This window comes from Lysinibacillus sp. NPDC048646, assembly GCF_050272295.1.
Taxonomy (GTDB): domain Bacteria; phylum Bacillota; class Bacilli; order Bacillales_A; family Planococcaceae; genus Lysinibacillus.
The window spans coordinates 38,513-59,741 of the sequence record NZ_JBNNLZ010000026.1 but is presented as its reverse complement, the minus strand read 5'-3'; the positions used below and the strand labels follow the sequence as shown (position 1 = coordinate 59,741).

The 21,229-nt window shown below is 34.9% G+C and carries 22 protein-coding genes and 1 pseudogene; 7 read left to right on the top strand and 16 right to left on the bottom strand.

Features of this window, described 5'->3' with window-relative positions:
- Positions 1-133: 133 nt before the first annotated feature.
- The 4 genes from ACQKII_RS20670 to ACQKII_RS20655 all read right to left on the bottom strand — a co-directional run bounded on the left by ACQKII_RS20670 (position 134) and on the right by ACQKII_RS20655 (position 3,495).
- The gene (locus tag ACQKII_RS20670) at positions 134-775 is read right to left on the bottom strand and encodes a pentapeptide repeat-containing protein (RefSeq protein WP_427462351.1); all 642 of its coding nucleotides are present in this window, start codon (positions 773-775) and stop codon (positions 134-136) included.
- Positions 776-934: 159 nt separating this feature from the next.
- Positions 935-1,390: a GNAT family N-acetyltransferase gene (locus ACQKII_RS20665; protein WP_427462350.1), complete on the bottom strand. Its 456-nt coding sequence runs from the start codon at positions 1,388-1,390 to the stop codon at positions 935-937.
- A gap of 291 nt (positions 1,391-1,681) precedes the next feature.
- Positions 1,682-2,080 carry a RidA family protein gene (locus ACQKII_RS20660; protein ID WP_427462349.1) on the bottom strand — a complete coding sequence of 133 codons (399 nt, stop codon included), beginning with the start codon at positions 2,078-2,080 and terminating at the stop codon, positions 1,682-1,684.
- 353 nt (positions 2,081-2,433) lie between these two features.
- A complete protein-coding gene (locus ACQKII_RS20655; RefSeq protein ID WP_427462348.1) occupies positions 2,434-3,495 on the bottom strand; it encodes an AI-2E family transporter in 1,062 nt (353 codons plus the stop codon).
- A gap of 350 nt (positions 3,496-3,845) precedes the next feature.
- Between ACQKII_RS20655 and ACQKII_RS20650 the strand changes: the two genes are divergently transcribed.
- The 3 genes from ACQKII_RS20650 (at position 3,846) to ACQKII_RS20640 (ending at position 6,229) form a co-directional block, all read left to right on the top strand.
- The gene (locus ACQKII_RS20650) at positions 3,846-4,238 is read left to right on the top strand and encodes a RidA family protein (protein WP_427462347.1); all 393 of its coding nucleotides are present in this window, start codon (positions 3,846-3,848) and stop codon (positions 4,236-4,238) included.
- 170 nt (positions 4,239-4,408) lie between these two features.
- The gene (locus ACQKII_RS20645; RefSeq protein ID WP_427462346.1) at positions 4,409-5,161 is read left to right on the top strand and encodes an IclR family transcriptional regulator; all 753 of its coding nucleotides are present in this window, start codon (positions 4,409-4,411) and stop codon (positions 5,159-5,161) included.
- A 135-nt stretch (positions 5,162-5,296) separates the two neighbouring features.
- On the top strand, positions 5,297-6,229 hold the full coding sequence (locus tag ACQKII_RS20640) for an aldo/keto reductase (protein ID WP_427462356.1): 933 nt from the start codon (positions 5,297-5,299) through the stop codon (positions 6,227-6,229).
- A 74-nt stretch (positions 6,230-6,303) separates the two neighbouring features.
- On the opposite strand, the gene ACQKII_RS20635 is transcribed toward ACQKII_RS20640, so the two are convergent.
- The 3 genes from ACQKII_RS20635 to ACQKII_RS20625 all read right to left on the bottom strand — a co-directional run bounded on the left by ACQKII_RS20635 (position 6,304) and on the right by ACQKII_RS20625 (position 8,539).
- On the bottom strand, positions 6,304-6,912 hold the full coding sequence (locus ACQKII_RS20635; RefSeq protein ID WP_427462345.1) for a flavin reductase family protein: 609 nt from the start codon (positions 6,910-6,912) through the stop codon (positions 6,304-6,306).
- 17 nt (positions 6,913-6,929) lie between these two features.
- On the bottom strand, positions 6,930-7,868 hold the full coding sequence (locus tag ACQKII_RS20630) for a ring-cleaving dioxygenase (RefSeq protein ID WP_427462344.1): 939 nt from the start codon (positions 7,866-7,868) through the stop codon (positions 6,930-6,932).
- A 74-nt stretch (positions 7,869-7,942) separates the two neighbouring features.
- Entirely contained in the window at positions 7,943-8,539 is a 597-nt protein-coding gene (locus ACQKII_RS20625; RefSeq protein ID WP_427462343.1) for an NADPH-dependent FMN reductase, read from the bottom strand.
- A gap of 274 nt (positions 8,540-8,813) precedes the next feature.
- Here ACQKII_RS20625 and ACQKII_RS20620 point away from each other — a divergent pair, with 274 nt between their 5' ends.
- Positions 8,814-9,653, top strand: coding sequence for a YitT family protein (locus ACQKII_RS20620; RefSeq protein WP_427462342.1), 840 nt, complete (start codon positions 8,814-8,816; stop codon positions 9,651-9,653).
- Between the two features lie 259 nt (positions 9,654-9,912).
- On the opposite strand, the gene ACQKII_RS20615 is transcribed toward ACQKII_RS20620, so the two are convergent.
- Positions 9,913-10,818, bottom strand: a complete 906-nt coding sequence (locus tag ACQKII_RS20615; protein ID WP_427462341.1) for a D-alanine--D-alanine ligase — start codon at positions 10,816-10,818, stop codon at positions 9,913-9,915.
- A gap of 4 nt (positions 10,819-10,822) precedes the next feature.
- A complete protein-coding gene (locus ACQKII_RS20610; RefSeq protein ID WP_427462340.1) occupies positions 10,823-12,271 on the bottom strand; it encodes a PLP-dependent aminotransferase family protein in 1,449 nt (482 codons plus the stop codon).
- Between the two features lie 286 nt (positions 12,272-12,557).
- Between ACQKII_RS20610 and ACQKII_RS20605 the strand changes: the two genes are divergently transcribed.
- Both ACQKII_RS20605 and ACQKII_RS20600 read left to right on the top strand, forming a co-directional pair.
- Positions 12,558-13,343, top strand: a complete 786-nt coding sequence (locus tag ACQKII_RS20605) for an ABC transporter ATP-binding protein (RefSeq protein ID WP_427462339.1) — start codon at positions 12,558-12,560, stop codon at positions 13,341-13,343.
- A complete protein-coding gene (locus ACQKII_RS20600; protein ID WP_427462338.1) occupies positions 13,343-14,968 on the top strand; it encodes a hypothetical protein in 1,626 nt (541 codons plus the stop codon). The genes ACQKII_RS20605 and ACQKII_RS20600 overlap by 1 nt, the downstream gene beginning before the upstream one ends.
- 222 nt (positions 14,969-15,190) lie before the next feature.
- Here the strand turns inward: ACQKII_RS20600 and ACQKII_RS20595 are convergent, their stop codons facing one another.
- On the bottom strand, positions 15,191-16,267 hold the full coding sequence (locus tag ACQKII_RS20595) for a helix-turn-helix domain-containing protein (protein WP_427462337.1): 1,077 nt from the start codon (positions 16,265-16,267) through the stop codon (positions 15,191-15,193).
- A 350-nt stretch (positions 16,268-16,617) separates the two neighbouring features.
- Between ACQKII_RS20595 and ACQKII_RS20590 the strand changes: the two genes are divergently transcribed.
- Positions 16,618-17,481, top strand: coding sequence for a glycine betaine ABC transporter substrate-binding protein (locus ACQKII_RS20590; protein ID WP_427462336.1), 864 nt, complete (start codon positions 16,618-16,620; stop codon positions 17,479-17,481).
- A 110-nt stretch (positions 17,482-17,591) separates the two neighbouring features.
- Here the strand turns inward: ACQKII_RS20590 and ACQKII_RS20585 are convergent.
- The 6 genes and pseudogenes from ACQKII_RS20585 to ACQKII_RS20560 form a co-directional block, all read right to left on the bottom strand.
- Positions 17,592-17,681, bottom strand: a pseudogene (locus ACQKII_RS20585) (IS3 family transposase); the annotation flags it as partial.
- Complete coding sequence (locus tag ACQKII_RS20580; RefSeq protein ID WP_427462335.1) at positions 17,678-17,848, bottom strand: hypothetical protein; 171 nt, start codon at positions 17,846-17,848, stop codon at positions 17,678-17,680. The gene ACQKII_RS20580 and the pseudogene ACQKII_RS20585, both read right to left, overlap by 4 nt.
- A gap of 477 nt (positions 17,849-18,325) precedes the next feature.
- Entirely contained in the window at positions 18,326-18,697 is a 372-nt protein-coding gene (locus ACQKII_RS20575) for an iron chaperone (protein WP_427462334.1), read from the bottom strand.
- Positions 18,698-18,708: 11 nt separating this feature from the next.
- The gene (locus ACQKII_RS20570; protein ID WP_427462333.1) at positions 18,709-18,837 is read right to left on the bottom strand and encodes a hypothetical protein; all 129 of its coding nucleotides are present in this window, start codon (positions 18,835-18,837) and stop codon (positions 18,709-18,711) included.
- Between the two features lie 465 nt (positions 18,838-19,302).
- Positions 19,303-19,443, bottom strand: a complete 141-nt coding sequence (locus tag ACQKII_RS20565; protein WP_427462355.1) for an S-layer homology domain-containing protein — start codon at positions 19,441-19,443, stop codon at positions 19,303-19,305.
- A gap of 61 nt (positions 19,444-19,504) precedes the next feature.
- A complete protein-coding gene (locus ACQKII_RS20560; protein ID WP_427462332.1) occupies positions 19,505-21,073 on the bottom strand; it encodes a glycoside hydrolase family 10 protein in 1,569 nt (522 codons plus the stop codon).
- Positions 21,074-21,229 lie beyond the last annotated feature (156 nt).

The following is a 21,229-nucleotide window of genomic DNA, read 5'->3' as shown; positions in this document are numbered from 1 at the left end:
ATCCCAGAGGCTGGTCGGCTTTCCTTCACTTCTACTATAAAAAAATAGTAGCACAAACCATGGCCTAGGTTTGTACTACTAATGTTAGTATGTTTATATACATAGGCAATATACTTTACTTAAAATAAACATCTTACTTTTTTACTTTTAAGCCCAACATTGTTGCAAATCCGATAGCTTGTTCAGAAGAAACCTCGCATCCATCTAAATCCTCCACGGTTACGCTAAGTCTTTCGAATGTTGAACTACTAATATCAATTCCTTTAAGTGATGTTCCTGAAAAATTCACTTCATTTATATCACATTGCTGGAATCCTACTTTTTTAAAGATACATTCATAGTAATCTGCATTTCGTAATGAACAATTAGCAAACTGCACTTGTTTTAAACGACTATAACCATACGAACTTAGATTCAAAATACAGTTTTCAAAAAGTACATTTCCTAAAGTAGCATCTGAAAGATTGATTCCTAACATCTTTGATTCTTTAAATTCGACTCTATGTATAATCCCTCCCATAAAATCGGCATTGGACAAATCACAGTTTTCAAAAATTACATCCGTTAACTCAATATTTTTAAATGTTACATCATTAAATAACACATTTTTAAAAGTAACTTGCGAGAATTCTATCTTATCTACATTTTCTCTTTCAATTGTACAATTTGATATTAGACAATTATTGAGATAGGGCTCTTCCATATCATATATTTCTTGAAAGTTCGCAGCAGGTACATGAGGAAGCTTTGGTTTTTCAACTTTTATTTTTGACATATTATCACCTCACCTAACATTTTAAAGAACGTTCGTTCTCCTGCAATGATAACATATTAATTATCTCCCTGATAAGAATATTTCTATAAACAATATGTTTATAAATAGAAAAAGGACCTTAAACAGGCCCCTTCACCTAATTTTTCTTGAAATGCTTTTTTACTCATTTATATATCTGATGACTGCCATTTCTTTACCGAATCTATCACCATTATCAATAAACCCTAAACTAGCATATAAATAATGGGCACCCTTATTTTCTGGGTGGTAACCTACAACAATTTTTTTTGCATTTGGTAATTTAGCTACTTCAGAGATCATTAACTCAGTGGCTGCTTTACCAATTCCTTTACCTTGGAAATGCTTATCAACCATAATTCTATAGACCCAATAGCCATCAAGTTCTTCTGTTACAGAATTAAACATTAAAAAACCTACAATGTTCTCTTCAAAATAAATGGCATACGGTTTTAATGTTGGTTCAAATTTTGACTGAGCTATTGAAATAGCATTTGGTTCTATAAAATCTGTTTGTTCTTTTGATAAATCTAGTACACAACATTCATACCAGTTTTCCGCATTTAATTCTACAAGTTTAACATTATTGTTATTCACAAATTTTCCCCTTCCGAATTCAGAGAAACGCTAATGCCAATGTTAATTAGACGTTATCCCCCAGTTTTTATAATTGATAAAAACAGTATTGTTTGTCATAATGACCGCCCCCTTTAACAAAGCTCGCTTACATTGTCGAATGAATTTTCAGACTATACAATTGTATCATATTTATTTCAATGTTCTTCCATTAAAAATTTCTTGAAAGCATTTAAACGTTCGGTTAATCTCCCATAACTAAAAATCCATGGGATGTATTATTCCCATGGATTAGATAAGGTGCATTCGTTACTATGCTTTTGCTGCCCAAATTTCTATTTCTATTTTAATTTCTGGTAAACCTAACTCAGAAATATAACCAATCGTCATTGCTGGATAATCATTTCCGAATAATTTTTCCCAATCAGCATACAGGTATTCCCAATCAATTTTTTCAATTGCCCATATGTTCACTTTAATAATGTTATCAGCTGTTAAACCTTCCGAGTCCAATACTACCTTAATATTATTAAAAGTATTTGTGATTTGATCATTCATACTGTGTGGCATTAGACCCTTTTGATCTAATCCAATTTGACCTGATGTCACATATAGCTCTGAATTTCTAGGGATTTTAGTAATGTGTGTGTAATTCCCTACTGGATTAGGCATTCCTTTTGGATTTTTTCTAATGATTTTAGTGTTTTTCATATTGTTTACCTCACCTTTTAATAGTTTCTACTGTACTTCCTTTTTCTCATTTTTGGGCACACTTCTCCCTTGAAAAATGATTCTAGAAAAAAACAGCAGTAGAGTACCCATATCCAAACGATAAAAGCTTCAGAGATTTTTTCTTCATGAATTGAATACCCCCTTTCTATTAATAGGACAAGATTGATATTTCCATTATATTATACACATGAACTCTCAATGTTTACATTATATTCTATTATTTACGTCGTTTTATACAAACCAACATAGGCAAATTGAAAATACACAACACAAATAACTAAAATGGAAGCATACGCATAAGAGCGAAGCTTCCATTTTTGGGTTAGACAAGATTATTCAATTTGCTTATCCTTATTATCTGGTACCGCCATTTTTTTCTGCAATTCTTCCTCTGGAGCAGATGTAACACCAAGAATATCAAGTAAGAACATGAACAGTGGAATACCAATGATTAGTCCCCATACACCTAGGAAATGTTCTGAGAAAAGGATTACGATAAATGTATAGAAAATCGGAAGATTTGTCTTTGCCGACATCAGTTTCGGATTTAAGAAATACGCCTCAAGCGCATGTAGCACCACAACGATGATTAGAATATAGACTATGTGCATCAATCCACCGATACTATAGGCAATAATACTGAGCGGAATCAATGAAATGATGACGCCTGCTACAGGAATCAATCCTAGTATGAAGAGCATGATGCCTAGTGCAATCAAATGTGGGAAGCCCATGAAGTACAGAGCAATAACAGATACAATACAGTTCACTGCCGCAATGACAAATTGTGCTTCGATGACTTTACCGAAAGAACGAACGAATATCTTGCAGAAATACGTTAGTTCATCGTAAAGCGGACCAATCTTACTATCCTTGAATTTCGCTGTAAATTCCATAATTCGCTTTTTCTCAAGAAGAATAAACAAGCTTAAAATCAGTGCGATGAACACATGCATGATGACTTTACCAATATTCGTGAGATTTGTAAGCGTGAGGTCCACACCTTGCTCCAAATATTTACCAAGTTCAATCTTCTCGAAAGTTGGAGCCAAATACCTCGCAATCTCATTATCATTCGGATTGAGATTAAATGCTGCAATAAGATTAAACAACTGTGTGATTTGCTGACTCACGACTGGTAGATACTTGTAGATAACCGCAACAATACCCGCTACAAGTAGGAGATAAAGTGTGACGATAACAGCTTTTTCATTTATCGGTACGAATCGTCTAAGTCCTTTAGTGGCACTCGTAGAAAGTTCATTCATCAGGTAGGTGATAATGAATGTTAGAAGAATAAGATTAATCATACTCCACATTAAATATAGTGCAACAGCGACCCCTATTAGAATAATAAAACGTTTAAAACCATTACTTCGAAAAAAATCAACCATGCATTCACACCCTTCAAAAAACGGCTTTTCTGCCTTTACGGTTAGATTTGTTCATTTATCTTGAGATACATTAACCTATAGATAAGCAAGTAGAAAATATATTTTGATAGCTAAACAAATATTTTTTATGTTATATACTTTCAAATTTGATAAACATTTGAGCATAACAGCTTAAAAATCCATAATTAGAAGAATATTCACATAATCCAAAAGAATAAGTAAAAACAGACCTTATTTTAACTATATAGATAAAAACTCTGTTTGACAAAGGATTAATCATAATGGAATTGTATATCTTTAAATACGTATAATATTTTTATAAAACAGTTTAATCAGTAAAGGATGATTATATGAAAATCTCAAGAAATCCAAAGGAAATTCACGCACCAGTGGCACCTTATGTCCACCAAATTGAAGTAACCGGACCAAATAGATGGCTAACATTATCTGGACAATTAGGTATGAGCGTAGATGGTACTGTACCTGAAGATTCTTTAGAACAAATGCAGATAGCATTAGGCAATATCCTACAAAATCTTACATCTGCTAACATGGGGATTCACGATTTGACCAAACTAGTTTTTTATTTTGTCGGAGAAAATGACGCTAATCGGAGAAGACAGATCATAAAGGATTTTCTCGGTGATCACCTACCGTGTACGACAATGATTTATGTTGTCGCATTAGCTGCACCAACCTTCAAAGTTGAAATCGATGCTTGGGCATGTAAGGAAATCGAATAACGGTATAGGCAATATATGCTTGAAGGATTAGGGACATTAACGACTTTTTTTCGTGTTATTAACCAGCCTATCCAGTTGGGAACTTTTTTATAGCTTTAACATGAAAGAATACGATGAGTTTTAAACGTGTTACGATTAAAAAAGCCAATTCAAAGTAAGGAGAGGACATAATGGAGTCCTATGAAGTATTAACATTAAAAAAGGGCCTTTTAATTTTGGATTTACTACGTGAAAAACATGCGCTTACCTTAACTGAAATTATGGAAGAATTATCAATGAATAAGACTTCTGTTTTTCGAATGCTTTATACACTAGAAAAAATGAATTATGTTACTAAATATAATAAATATTATCAATTAAATTCTCATATTTTTAGAAATGAGCATTTATATTGGCATAATGATATCCAATGGGCTTCTCTCGTAGCCCCCTATCAATTAGCAAGGCAAGAACAAATAACCACTTATATTGGTATTTTAGAAGCGTGTGAGATGGTCATAAAAAATGTCATTAGGGAGCCTTTTGAACAGCCTGCTTTTCATGCCATCGATTCTCGAACACCTATGCATTCAAGTGCCCTTGGGAAAGTAGTATTAGCTCATCTCTCACCTGAAAAACAACAAGCAATGTTAAATAATATGGAGCTACATACATATACAACGGAAACTTTTTATGATTATGGACTATTGGTTCCTCATTTACAGGTTATTAAAGCACAAGGATATGCGGTTGATAATGAAGAAACAAATCTAGGTAAATGCTGCATTGCGGTTCCAATTTATCTTAATAAAGAAGTAATCGGAGCAATTGCTTTCCATGGTTCGACCGAACAAATTAAAAAAAATGCCATTCGTTCGTATGTAAAAAAATTAGTGGAGGCAAGTGAACAAGTGACAGTAGAAATTAATTATCTGATAACCTAAGATGTTCATTTACAATTTCTCCTCTTTTTACAATGAAAATGCTTTTGTTTCTATATTCGAAACAACATGTAGCTGTGTTGGTAAAAAAATTCTTTTGCTCTATGCTGATTATAGAAAACACGAGGAGGTAGGATGATGAAATTTCATACGTTAAAGAAAACAACGATCAATATTTCAGAAATAGGTCTTGGTACAAATGCTGTGGGTGGACATAACTTATTTGAAAATTTAAATGAACAAGATGGTCAGGAACTAGTCTCCGCTGCACTTGATTTAGGGATAACTTTCATTGATACAGCAGACATTTATGGTAAAGGGCGTTCCGAGGAAATTGTCGGGGAAGTACTGAAAAATTATCGCAGAGAGGATTTCGTGTTAGCGACCAAGGGAGCTAAACATTGGTTTGAAGATGGATCTGTCACAGTAGATAATGATCCACAATATTTACGCCAAGCACTCGAGAATAGCTTGCAGCGACTTCAAATGGATTATGTAGATCTTTATTACTTACACTTTCCAGATAACGATACACCGCTAGCTGAGTCAATTGGTGAATTATCACGTCTAAAAGAAGAAGGAAAAATTCGAGCAATAGGGATTTCAAATGTAACTTTAGATCAACTAAAAGAAGCCAATGTCCATAATGATATTTCAGTTTTACAATCTCCTTACAATATGTTAAACCGTTCAGCAGAGCAAGATCTTTTGCCTTACTGTATACAACATGATATTTCATTTATTCCATATGGTCCGCTTGCATATGGGCTACTTGGAGGTAAATATACAAAAGATTTTAGATTGGATGCAGGCGACTGGCGAATTGCAAATCCTTTATTCCACGGTGAACTATTTCAACAAACATTAGCAAAAGTAGAGACATTAAAGGGAATTGCACAGAAGCATCAAACAACATTACCAAATTTGGCGCTTGCTTGGTTATTAGCGCAAGAAGGTATTGATGCCGTTATTCCAGGTGGAAAACATAAAAATCAAGTGGCTGCCAATGTAGAAGCAACTGATGTCCTTTTAACGAGTGAAGATTTCGCGAATATAGAAAGAATTTTATAACACTAAAAAAGCGGAAATGCTGTTCAATCAACATTTCCGCCTTTTATCTTAGAACACTGCACAGTAACAAGACATTATTGTGGTCGCTCTAGCGCAAAAATGTCACCAATTTTTGCGTAGTTTGAACCCGCTAGTCTACTAACCGTTCGAAGCTTGCTCGGATCAATGCGTCCTTCATGATAGATAGCCTCATCTATATGAAATTGAACAACTTCTCCAATAAACAAATCACCTGTCTGTTCCTCACCATTCATCAAAGGAATTGTTTGTACTAAACGACACTCCATACGGACCTTTGCTTCTTGAATACCTGGCACCTTAATATGCTGACTGTCAATAAGGGTAAATTGCGCTCTGACAATTTCACTCTCAGTTACTGGCAAGGAAGCCGCAGTTTCATTCACCTGCTTTACATTATCCTCATCTACAATATGCACAACAAATTGTTGTTGATAATGGATATGACGAGCTGTATCTTTTAAGTGCCCATTTGGTCTTTGAATGGCTAGAGAAATCATTGGTGGGTTTGACGACACAATATTAAAAAAACTGAAAGGTGCACCATTGATAACCCCTTGCTCTGACTTCGTTGTTACAAAAGCAATAGGTCTCGGAATAATACTACCAATTAATAATTTATAGTTTTCACGCTCTGTATTTTTCTTAGGATCAATTGATATCAAAACTTTCATCCTCCCTGTTAATCAACTGAGCGAACTCTGATTGGGATTAATGTTCTTTCTAACTGTTCACGATGCCCCTCATACTGTGATGGTAACATTAATTGACTGCCCATTGTCTCCGGTGTTTCATCGTGTGCAAATCCTGGTGGATCTGTCGCAATTTCAAATAGAATTTCCCCTGGCTCACGGAAATAAATAGCATTAAAGTAATTACGATCTTTTACTTCTGTTACATGTTGCCCATGATTCATTACATGCTGTTGCCAATCTAAGTGATCCGCATTATCTTGTGCTCTCCACGCAATATGATGTACTGTCCCAACACCCAATTGACCGCGTTGACCAGGAACAACTTTTAAATCCACGATATTCCCTATATCAGCACTGGATTTATAGCGTGTATACTCGCCCTCTGTCGCCACTTGTTCAAGCCCCATAACATCTGTTAGTACCTTTGCTGTTTCTTCAGGGTGACTTGAATAAAGCGTTGCACCTCCAAATCCTTTAATCGCAACCTCAGGAGTTACTTCACCAAAAGTCCATTCATTCGATTCACCTTCTGCACGTGCAACGATTTCAATATGAAGTCCGTGTGGGTCATCCAGTTGTATCACTTGTTCATTAAAACGTTCAGCTTTTTTGAATGGAATAGCAAATTTCGCAAGACGATTAACCCAAAATGGTAGCGTTCCTTCTGGTACAACATAAGTAGTTACACCAACTTGACCATCACCAATTCGTCCTTGATAAGCATTTGTCCATGGAAAGAACGTAATGATTGTGCCTGGTTTCCCACCTTTGTTACCAAAGTAAAGATGATAGGTACCTGGATCATCAAAGTTTACCGTTTGTTTTACTAAACGTAAGCCTAGTACACCAGCATAAAAATCAATATTTTCTTGTGGATGCCCTACAATAGCTGTGATATGGTGAATACCCGCTGTATGTTTTTTCATGTTAACAAGCCCCTTCATGACTAAATGTATTTTCTCACCCATACTTTGCCCAGTTATGTTGTCCTCAATCTTCATTATGAACGGATTGTATATAAAGCTTTTGACCATGGAATTATTTGATCTAGCATTTGGTTAACTGATTCAGCTTGAACTGCTTTTGGTTTAAAGTCTGTACCGTTTTCGAAATCTGTGAATAATGATAGTGCTGGGTGTACACGTACATCCGCAATTAACAGCTCACCCATAATGCCACGTAAATGCTCTGCTGCTCGTGCACCGCCTACAGATCCATAAGATACAATACCCGCAGCTTTGTTATTCCATTCTTCACGTAAATAATCGAGTGCATTTTTTAGAGCACCTGTAATGGAGTGATTGTACTCTTGCACGATGAATACAAAACCATCTTGTTTTGCAATAGCTTCTGACCAAGCTTGAGCACCAGAAGCATCTTGCCCCGCTTCACCTAGTAAAGGTAATTTGTAATCTGCAATATCAATAATTGTATAATTTGCATCTCCTCGTTGATTGGCAATTTCTTTTACCCATTGTGCTACCTGTGGACTGACACGTCCTTCACGAGTTGATCCTAAAATAATTCCGATGTTTAATTCTGCCATTGCATGTTCCTCCTCTTTTTTTGAAGTAAAAATTTTATTGAAAAAGTTCATTTTTTTATCTCCTTCTTTGTAAAAGGTAAGCTTTCTACACAAGTTAAAAACCTTGAATATATTTATCTCGAATTAGAATATCTTGAATTCGAGATAATAATAACATGGTGTTCAGAATTACGTCAACATATTTGTTTTTTGTTTTAATAAAAAAGCAGAGATGAAGTGATTTCAACATCTCTACTTTCAGCAACATTCCAAAAAGTATAAAATATATATAAAACTTGATATAGTATGTACTTAAGAAAAAATCAAATTTATGGTGGTGGCATGTGTGAAGAAATACGTTTTGGATATTTTAATAATTATGATTGGGTCGCTGCTTTTTGCGCTGGCAGTTAACTTATTTGTTATTCCAAATGATTTAGGTGAAGGTGGCGTTACTGGTATAACAATCATCGCCTATTATCTATTTGGGTGGTCGCCAAGTATTGTAAGCTTTGTGTTAAACGCAGCTTTATTAGTGGTTGGATATAAATTTTTAAATAGGCAAACGACCATTTATACGATTATTGCAGTAACGTTCCATTCACTTTTTTTACATTTGACAGAAACATGGTCCATTTCTTCAAATGAAATTATTGTGAATGCCATTTTCGGCGGGGTATTTGCTGGTGTAGGCATTGGCTTAATTATAAGGGTTGGTGGAACAACAGCGGGTTCTACAATTTTAGCTAGAATCACGAACAAATATCTTGGCTGGAGTATTAGTTATGGTTTATTATTTTTTGATTTAATTGTTGCTTTCTCATCTTATTTTATTATCGGCACAGAGGCATTGTTGCTTACTATTATTATGCTATATGTCGGAACAAAGGTGATGGAGTTTGTTATTGAAGGTGTGAATCCTAAAAAGGCAGTTACGATTATTTCAAAAAAACCGGAGGCCATTGCCGGTCAAGTGAGTGCGTTTATGAATCGAGGCGTGACGGTCCTATCAGGACATGGCTATTATACGAAGGAGCAAAAAGAAATCCTATATATTGTCATTAGTAAACAGGAAGTTGTAAAGCTAAAGAAAATTGTCAAAGAAATAGACAAGGATGCCTTTATTGCCATTCACGATGTCAGAGATGTCTTTGGACATGGATTTATAGAATTATCTAAATCTTAGTTCGTACATTCTGATTTAAATTGATCTAAAACCTAAGAAAACACCTTTTGTTGAAAATGGGATAAGCCCTGTAAAAACCAACATAGAGGTGTTTTTCCTATGGGAACAAGCGGTAGTTATTCAGTGAAATAAACTACATTTATGAAATTAAACACCCTATCGCCAATACAATACCGTCAATATGCCGGACAGCATAGCTGTCTCAAAACGACACTTAATACAATCAGAATACGGCTAGTAAAGTATCATATTAGATTATTCATGTCTTTTTAACCTGCAGGGAGGTTTTTATAATCTTATCCAATAGCTTGCTATAGGTGATGCCCGCCGCATGAGCACTTTTTGGCAGTAAACTATTTTTTGTCATACCTGGCAATGTATTGACCTCCATGACATATGGAATTCCATCCTTTATAAGCATATCAATTCTGGCATAAATGGCGCATTTTAAGGAGCTATAGCAGGCCATTGCAGCCTCAGCAACACGTTCATGTAGTGCGGTCGGAAGTTCTACAACCTCTTCAATCGTAGCGGCATCTTCATATTTTGCATTATAGTCAAAAAACGCTGCTGTATGGCGGATTGAAAGTATCGGGAAAAGCTTTCCATCAATAATAGAGCATGTTATTTCTTCGCCCTTAATATACTTTTCGATAATTATTTCACTATCCCATTTGAAAACTTCCATAACTGAGGATAGTAAAGAATCTTTATCGTATACTATTTTTACCCCTACACTGGAGCCACCCGAATTCGGTTTTACTACTAATGGATAGCCCATTTTGTCTAATTCATCCATCTGAAGCTCTTCCATATCCGAAATATGAAGCCAATCTGGTGTTTGAATGCCCTCATACCGAATAATTTTTTTTGAAATATTTTTATCCATACAAATACTGCTTGAGAGCATACCACTTCCGGTATAGGGAACGCCCATCGTTTCTAAAACGCCTTGAATGGTGCCGTCCTCTCCAAATTTGCCGTGAAGTGCTAACAAGGCAATATCAAGATCTCTTACCTTTTCAATCAGTTCTATGTTGTCATTTAGTTTAATTGGTACAACTTCGTATTTATTGTTATCCAAATGAGCAATCATTTCTTCACCTGTCATGAGGGACACTTGCCTTTCTGAAGAAATACCTCCCATAATAACGCCAACTTTCATTTTTTCAACTCCCCATTTCATTTTTTAAGGTATTACCAATTATCTGAATCCCACGGACAATGTCCTCTTCATTTAACCGGGAAAATCCTAATCGAAGTGTATTACTTCCTCCTCCATCGGTGTAAAAAACATCCCCAGGATAAAAAACAACACCCTTTTGGTAGCACTTTTTTAAAAGTGTACGGGCATTTATTCCTTCTTCTAGCTCTATAAAGAGATGGAGCCCGCCATCTCCTGTCATTCTTTTAAAAGGAATGTATTGATTACATGCTTGTCGAACTAGTTCATATTTTTTCTTATATACTGATCTAGCCTTTTTCAAGTATCTTTCGAAATAGCCATCATGCAAATATTGATACAGCACGGCCTGATCCAGTGTCGATGTATGAATAGTACGTGCCCTTTTTATGCTTTCTAAGCAATGGATTAGTTCCTTATCTGCTAAAATCCAACCTACACGTAAGCCTGGAAAAAGAATTTTCGAAAAGCTGCTTATATAGATAACATTGTTACCAGGACCGACAAAAGTCATTAACGGTGCTACATGGGCGCCTGAATAACGTAATTCTTCATTAAAACCATCTTCCACAATCGGCATTTGATATTTTGAAAATAGTTTAATGATTTCACTTCTCTTATCAGAGGAGGTAACAATTCCCGTTGGATTATGATAAGACGGGATGAGGTAGGTAAAATCAAAAGCCGCTTCAGACAAGCTTTTCTCAACCTTACTGATGTCAATGCCATCATCCTTCATGTCGATTCCATGAATATCAAGCCCATGTAAGCGAAAAAGCTTTAATGCGGCATGATGGGTAGGATTTTCGCAAAGAACACGACCAGATTTTTTAGCTAAGGAAGACAATAAAATATCCAAACCCTCTGTGAAGCCATTCGTGATAAGAATATCCTTATTGGAAATATCTACACCCTTCATTTCCATATAGTGAAGAAGGTAATCGATGAGGGGTTTATAACCTTTTGCATAGCCGTAATTCAACACAATATCCCCTTCAATGGACATCCGCGTCAGAAAGGCCCTTTTAAAATTTTCGACATCAAAAAGCTTTTCTTCTGGCGCAATACTATTGAATGAAATCATGCCTTTCTCCCAGTAGATGCCTTGCTTCATTACATCTAATTCGTCAGCTAATAAAGCAACAGTACTAAGCCTCTCATTCCAATTAAGTTCAATGGATGGCGTTTTAAACGTTTCGACTTTCCCTATAAAATGCCCTTTTCCTTTAATTGCGTAAATTAGGCCATCTTGTTCTAAATCTGCGTAAGCTGTAAGAACCGTATTTCTGCTGACCGATAATAATTTACTAAGTTCACGGGTTGATGGAAGTTTCTGATGCTCCAACAGGTGTCCTTTCAAAATTGCCTCTTTTAAATAATCCCGTAATTGCCCATAAACAGGACGATCATCCACAACCTTAAAATCATTAAACACTCCCTGACCCCCTTGCTTTCATTGTTACATAACTATATCTCGCTCAAAAGGTCCACACCATATGTGTTTTTCCTTAGCGGCGGTTGCCCAAAAAAGCAACCCAGTACAGTTTATTTCAAATATATATTTAAAGACAAAGCATAAGCAGAATTTATTACTTTCTTCTTAACTATTGAAATCCTTATTTCAAGTTTGTTAGTATTTCTATATATGGTTAATTTTCCCGAAACCATTCAAGTGTTTATCCGTATATAAGACAGATAGAAAAACAGAAAGGAGCGGTAAAATGGATCAGCAAGAAATTTTGACGATTACGAATTTGACGAAAAGTTACGGTAGCAAGGAAATTTTAAAGGGAATCGACTTGCACGTCTCGAGAGGGGAAATTATTGGTTATATCGGTCCAAACGGTGCTGGTAAAAGTACAACCGTAAAAATTATCTTGGGGATTGAAGGCGAATATGGTGGAGAAATTAAGCTTTTCGGACAAGATATTGAACAAGATCGCATTGAATATAAACGAAGAATTGGCTATGTACCAGAAATAGCTGATGTGTATGATAATTTAACTGGTTATGAGTATTTGACCTTCATCGGTCAGCTTTATGGCTTACAGTTAGAAGCTGCTGCTGAAAAGTCAAAATCCTTAATGGAATTGTTTGGTGTTGGCGAAGCCTATCATGCAAGAATATCTTCCTATTCAAAGGGTATGCGACAAAAACTGTTAATTATCGCTAGTCTTTTACATAATCCAGATTTACTGTTTTTAGATGAACCCATTAATGGATTAGACGCAAATAGTGTGATGATCTTTAAAGAGATTTTAACGCAATTGGCTGCCCAAGGAAAAACTATATTCTATTCATCGCACATCATGGATGTGGTCGAAAAAATCAGTAGTCGCATTATATTACTGAATGATGGAAAAATCGCTGCCGACGGAACATTTGCCCAGCTACAAGCAGACAATACTACGGGCACTTTGGAAGGGATTTTCAATCAATTGACAGGTTTCCATAATCATAAAGAAATTGGCGAACAATTTGTGTCCGTTGTACAAGGGGGAATGTAATGAAAGATTTCAAAACCCTACAACTACTTGATAAATTCCAATTTATTTTTGTGAAAATGGGCATCGATTATGACATCATGAGAAAAATTCTCCATATTAAACTAACAATGGACGAACGCAAAGTACCGACATTATTTAACCAGTCAACAAATAAAAAGAAACAAGAACAAAAAAATGGTTATATCAAATCATTATGGATTTATATTTTATTCGGCCTTATACTAATTCCGTTTATGGGCTTTGGCCATAACTATCTTTTTCAGATGAGTATGACTTATGCCATGATTATCTTTTTAATTATGACATCGTTGATATCTGACTTTTCTTCTGTACTTTTGGATGTACGAGATCGAAACATTCTGTCAACCAAGCCCATCTCATCTAAAACAATCAGTGCGGCTAAATTTATGCATATATCCATCTATTTGGCGTATTTAACTATTGCATTAACGACCATTCCACTTTTAGTCGGCTTGTTTAACCAAGGAATTGTATTCTTCATTTTAACGGTGCTCGAATTAGTTTTAATCAATATTTTTATTGTCGTGTTAACAGCAATTTTATATATTGTTATATTGAGATTTTTTGATGGGGAAAAACTGAAAGATATCATCAATTATGTGCAAATCGGTTTGTCGTTGGTGCTGATGATTGGCTATCAAGTCCTCATCCGATCCTTTGAATTTGTGAATTTTGATGTTGGCGTAGCGTTTCATTGGTGGAGCATTTTTCTAATTCCCATGTGGTTTGCCGCTCCTTATGAGCTACTGTTAAATGGAGACACGTCATTATTTACAGTGATCTACTGCATTTTCGCTATCATCATCCCAATCGTGTCGATATGGCTTTATGTAAAGCTGGTTCCAACCTTTGAGCGCAATCTACAAAAATTATTAAGTACAAGTAAATCGAAAAAAGAAAAGAAAAATTATTTGAAAGAGTTTTTATTAAAAATTACTTGTCGAACAAGTGAGGAAAGAGCTTTCTACCGCTTCGCCTCCCTCATGATGAAACAAGAGCGAGAGTTTAAACTGAAAGTATATCCGTCTCTAGGCTTTTCTTTTGTCATTCCATTTATTTTTATGTTTACTATGAGGTCCGAAGATGTTAATTATTCCGTTAGCATGGGCTATTTGAATATTTATTTTAGCATGCTCATTATTCCGTCTGCTGTGCTTATGCTCGGACATTCTGGAAAGTACAAGGCAGCTTGGATTTATAAAATATTTCCAATAAAAGACTATATGGATTTGAAAAAAGGTAGTTTAAAGGCATTTTTAATTAAACTCTATATTCCTTTATATATTGTTCTCAGCATAATTTTCTGTTTTATCTATGGTACAAGAATCATCCCAGATTTACTGACTGTCTTCGTAGCAAGCTGTATGTACACAGTGATATGTCACGTCTTTATGGGCAGCAAGATTCCTTTCACAAAGCCCTATGATGAAATTGGCGATGCACAGGGCTGGAAATCTTTAATATTATTTATTCCATTAGGCATGTTAGCGGGACTACACTATTTCATGGCAGCGCGTATTCCCTATGGCTCCATGATTTACTTAATTGTGCTTGTCATCATTAATTTTGCACTATGGAAAATCGTCTTTAAACGGTCGAAGTAACATTTTATACCGTTCTCTTTGTAAAATAAATAAAACGGCTTGAGCCCTTTACTCCATTGGGCTTAAGCCATTTTTTAATTAGAAGTCCTACTAATGGATTTAACATTTTATAATAATTTTTAAATTATTTTGCAACTCTTTTTTCCGTTTCCTTAAGAAAGAGTCCTAGCCCACCTTTACACTTTATTCTAGATGAAAAGCCAGTCGGGGCAGACTGACTTTTCATCTCGTTTTATTAATAAGCTCTATATATTGCGAATCTCCATACCCTATTGTTGGAAAAAGTTCAAATAACCGATTTACTAATTCTGATGTTGGTAACTCTTTATTTTTGGAAATATATTTTACTACTGCATTATTTTCTTTTAGCATATCTAAATAGATGGCAATTGCCTGATATATTACTGGCAGTAGTTCTTTAGATGGTTTTTCATGATTCACCAATACTTCTTCGTATACAGAATAATAGTGACCTAATTTTAGTTCAATTTGACTTACTTTAAATTCATCCTCTCGGAAGCTATTTAAAAACACTTTGCCTGCATACCCGGATTGTTCTAAATAGGAAAGTATTGTAAGTAAATTCATTTGACAAAACATGTCTTCTCCAAACCATAAAACGATATATTTATACTCTTTATGAAAAAGATTGTCTAATGGATCCATAACCTTTTTGATATAATTTTCTACTGACTCGTGATGTCCCGATGCTCTTGTTTTTATAAACTCTTTATCAAAAACTTGTTTAGTAGTCGCGTTTATACACATCGCTTCATTAAATGGCGCGTAATTAGAATCTCCCATTAATTTTTTATCTTTAAACTCTTCATACATAACCTGACCATTCAATATGTTGAGTACATATTTGTCAAACAACTTACTGTTCTCTTTTTGCAACTGTTCAACCTCAAGTTTTCTAGAAATATTCATGCTACAGCATTCCTCCTCTTTATTGATTGTGAGTTTAAGAAATGATTGAACGGGCATCTTGTTAAGTTGAAATTCTCTAGGGTTTAGTCCAAAAACAGTTTTAAAAGCTCTACCATAAGCTTCATGCGAAGAATAATCGTAATCAAAGGCAATATCAATTATCTTCCTATTATTCGCCAAATCTTCCGTAGATAAATACAATCTTCTCAGAAGCATATAGCGCCTAATACTTAAACCCGTTATTTGGTGAAATTTAAAAGAACAATAATAAGGGGAATAGCCCATATAAGTAGATAGTTCATCTAATGAAAATTCATTTCTTAAATTGTCCTCAATCCAATCAATCATAAGCTGTATATGTTCATTCATTTATCTCACTCCTAAAGAAAATTATAAACGGTATCGATTTCTTTCTTTTGATATTTCTTGTGATTTATAAAATTAAATCTCCACAAAAATGCCAAAAAAATAACCTTACATTTCATATTTTATCTTACTCGTCTACTTCCCTTAGTTGAGCTTTACATTTCTAATTCCATACTATCTAACCACTTTCCCAACTATATTTACGCCTTCTAAATCCAATCCAACTGATTCATCGTCTATTTGACAAAAGTAACAACTCTTTGCTAACATTAAGTTGTTACTTTCTAATTTTTGGGTAAATTTTACGCTATACTATAACATAGATAGAGAGACCAATGAGAAAGGGAGATTTTATGAGATCCGGTAAATTATCAAAGATAGGATTGGCTTTAGGATTCATTTTACTATTAGCTGCCTGTGGCTCCGTAGATGCAGACAAAAAAAATAAAGAAGTCAACTTAGCCTATGTAGAATGGGATACTGAAATTGCCTCTACAAATGTAATAGGGCAAGTTCTTGAGGATTTAGGATATGATGTAACACTAACACCCCTTGACAATGGGATTATGTGGGAAGCTATTGCCAACGGAGAGGTTGATGGCATGGTGTCAGCTTGGCTACCACAAACGCATGCCCCACAAGTTGAGAAGTACAAGGATGATTTAGACGATTTGGGTGAAAATCTAACAGGTGCAAAGATTGGTATGGTAGTGCCTAGTTATATGGATGTAAACTCCATCGAAGATTTAACAAATGAAGCTGGTAAAACAATCACAGGCATTGACCCAGGAGCCAATATGACAGCAGCTACAGAAAATGCTTATAAGGATTATCCAAACCTCGAAGGCTGGACTGTACTTACCTCATCTGGAGGTGCCATGACAGCAGCACTTAGGCAAGCGCTTGAGAAAAATGAAGAAATCATCGTTACAGGTTGGTCTCCTCACTGGAAATTTAATGCTTTTGACTTAAAATATTTAGATGATCCTAAAGGTATATATGGAGCTGAAGAATACATTGGTACATTTGCACGTAAAGGATTTAAAGAAGATAATCCGGAAGCATACAGTGTTCTCGATAACTTCCACTGGACTGCAGAAGATATAGAAAGTGTTATGTATGATATTATGGAAGGCACTGGTCCTAAGGATGCTGCAAAAAAATGGATTAAAGAAAATGAAGATAAAGTTGCGGATTGGACAAAGGATGTAAAATAGTGCAAATCTCAATTTTTTATTAATGTGCAAGGACTTTTCACATTTACTGTAGCTCGAGGTTACGAAAAACTGCAAATTGAAGCGCTCCCCGATGTTGGACACTATTATTATTAAAGAGCTTGTAAGGATTGAGTTCGGTATTGTACCGGACTTAATCCTTTTAGTTTTGCCTTAATTCGTTTGTGATTGTCGTAATCTATTTTTTTAATTGTTTGGTATTTATATAAAAGGTTGTACCAATTAAAAATAAGCCTAAACAAACGAACATTGCTATACCTGAATATTCATCATCCAATATTGTTGCGCTAACCAGAATAACTAACATCATTAGTACAAGTGTTACATATAAGCCTTTAATGTATTTCATACGTTATACCTCCTCATTAAAACCTTAGTAGCAGTCCTGCTAATTTGATATTCTAATTATTACCAATACTTCATTTTTATCATAACACTAATTTCCTTTTAATTGAAATCAAAATATAAAAATGACCACGTCTGCCGCCTGCACAGGAAATGATTGCGCTAATTGAATACTCACTCCCCTTGTCTTTAACAATGAATACATATGTTTTAATGTAGCACTCTAGAGTAAATATTTTACAACTAAATGGGACTTGCTCCGTCTAATAGTTGAAAGGATTCTCCTAGTCTTTATATAGCTTTCATTAAAGGTCTATTTCACTTTTTTTATAAAAAAGAAATCTCCCCTAAAATAAAATAACCTCTTACCGAAATTTCTCGGCAAGAGATTATTTCTTATTAATTTTCATAATAAGTGAATTTATTTTTGTATAAAAGTTTGATTAAAATAATTGAACTGAACTCTTAATACTACGATTTTTCATTGTCGCCAAAAAGTTGTGCAGTCCGTCTTATCCAAAATATTAAACTCGATTATTTTCTCAAGTAATGAGAAATCAACTGGACTATCCCATGGGATACGTACCAACTGCTTAGTATGATCATAGCCAGCCTGCACAATCTCATCAGAAAAATGAATAATCCCTGCCCTTTCAGGGCCAACAGCCAAATGATGTTTGGCTATGCTAAAGCCAATAATAAATGTGCCATGCTCGCTAAACATAGGCTGATTCCACGCAATTTTCGGCATTAAATTTGGGAATTTGTCCGTTACCCAAGCCAAAACTTCTTCCATTCTTTCCCGATGTTGCGGGTTATCAATATGCGCTAAATATTCTGCAAAAACTTCCATATCATTCTCTCCTAAAATAAAAAATAATTTGAACGATGTAATTTTTTATGCCAAATAACATCAATTGCTCCATTCGCAACCTCACCCGTAACTTTGACAGGATACTTAGACACCTCAAAAATCACCTTTTGTTCAGCCATAGTTTTTTCTTTCTATACGGCTGTGGCGATACTACCCTCATTTCTCCGATTTCCTGTTTAAATCGCTTGATTATTTTTTGAGCTTTTTCTTTTTAAATCGTTTGGATATATATTCACCATCTAACTACTTAAAACATTTTAAACTTCTTAAATTCTATCATTTCCCACAAAAAAACCTCTCACAGGCATCATACCCGAAGAGGTTATCTTTAATCAAACTTTATTCAAATGCATTTTTTAACTAAAAAAACTATACATAACTGTTGGTTTAGAAAAATTTTTGATTCGTTTGGAAGCTGAATCTTCAAAGTAAACGCCGTTGCTCATTGTTTGCATATTAGAATTCAGCAAACGTTCTTATAATCTAAAGGGGTATTTCATCGTAACTTTATTTAAAAAGGTATGACTTTATTTCAAATCTGCAATAACTGAAGAGTTCCAATAAAGTTGTTTACTATAAAATGTTCAAACCCACATTCTAAAACACTCTATAAAATTCTGAAACTTCGGTCGGAACGTGCAGTCTGGATAGCCTGTGATAATACCACGAGCTGCGATGTCTTCAATCATATCCTTAGCCCAGTTTTCGTGGAGATATCGTTGAATGTAATAGTAGGCTTTGGATCTACAGGTTTTTCTGATTGCTCTGGCCCTTCAGGTGTTGGCTCTATTGGTGCTGGTAAGGGTTTCCGTCTTTTAAAACAAAAGCAGTTTTACTTTCCACACCTGTAGCAGATATGGACTTTATACCATACGTGTATACTTTACTATTGTTTGCAATAGTATCTACATAAACAGTATTACCTTGTGTGTTATAAACCACGTCTACTATATTTTTAACGTCTTCATATGATCCTTCTTTTTCTCCATCAAATCGGTATATTACATATTTCCTTGGTTGCGTACTATTTTTATCTGTAATAGTAAGCTTCATGCCGGAGGACTCTTTACTCAATGCAACATCGGTTGGACTTAAAGGTACAGTAGAGTCTTTCCAAAAAGTTGAAGGTGTTAATGCTTTATAATTGTATAGTTGCTGATTTAGATAAGAAGAATATCCAAGAGCGTTATTGTTAATGCTTTTTAGAGAAAAATGCATTTGTCCTTGTGCATTTTTATTTGCTCTGTTAGCGATTACTTGGCTGATCAGTTCCGTCTTATTTTTCCATGCAGGATCAGAATCATTTCCAACTTTATAATCTGCCGTGCCAATATATAGATTAACAGGATGAGCTTTTGCGTACGTTTGAACTTCTTTTCCCCACCAATCTAATAAAACAGAGTAATTGGCTACTTTATGATTTCTAGACCAATAGATTTGAGGAGTAATGTAATCGATACTGCCATCTTTAATCCATTGTCTTGTATCAGCATAGATATCATCGTAGTTACTCATTCCATTTGTATTACTACCAGTGGAATCTTGCGCTTTGTTTCGCCATATTCCAAACGGAGATATTCCATATTGAACATGAGGTTTAGTTGCTTTAATGCTTTCATAAACCTTTTTTACTAATTGATTAACATTATCTCGGCGCCAGTCTTCAATTTTTTTGAAAGAGCTACCATACTTTTTAAAAGTTTGTTGATCTGGAAAAGTCTCACCTTTAATTTTATAAGGATAGAAATAATCATCCATATGTACAGCGTCGATATCATAGTTGCTGACTAATTCTTCTATAGTTGATATTAAGTAATTTTGAACTTCTGGTAAACCAGGATTTAAGTAGTATTGTTTACCGTATTTCACTATCCAGCTAGGATTTTTACGAGCTACATTGTCTGTAGCTAGATCAGACAACGCGTGCGAAGGCATAGTGACTCTATATGGATTTACCCATGCATGAAGTTCTAACCCTCGCTTATGTGCTTCGTCCAGCATGATTTGCAAAGGATCAAAACCTGGGTTGGTTCCTTGTTTTTTGCCGGTTATGTACGATGACCATGGAGCAAGCTTAGACGGGTACAATGCATCATTTAAAGGCTTCACTTGAAAAATAACTGTATTAAAGTTAGCGGCTTTTAATTTGTCTAAAGTACTTTGAGCCCATTGAGTATATTGGGCTTGACTCATACCTGCCTTCATATCAATATTAGAGACTGATGAAATCCAGGCTGCACGCATTTCATTTTTGGGTAGTGAATTAGCTGTAGCCTTTTGATTTGTAAAAACAGGGATAAGTAAAAGTAAAACCAAAAAAGTTACTAAGCTCTTACCAAAAAAATTTTTAAACATAAATAATAAAATCTCTCCTTTTTTAAATAATTATTTTTTATAATAATTTTTCAACAACTAATTCTCAGCTGTTAAAACCTAGCTGTTACTATAACCTAAGTAAATACCATATCAGCCTATTCTATAAAAGTAGGAACTGATTTATCCTTCCAAAAA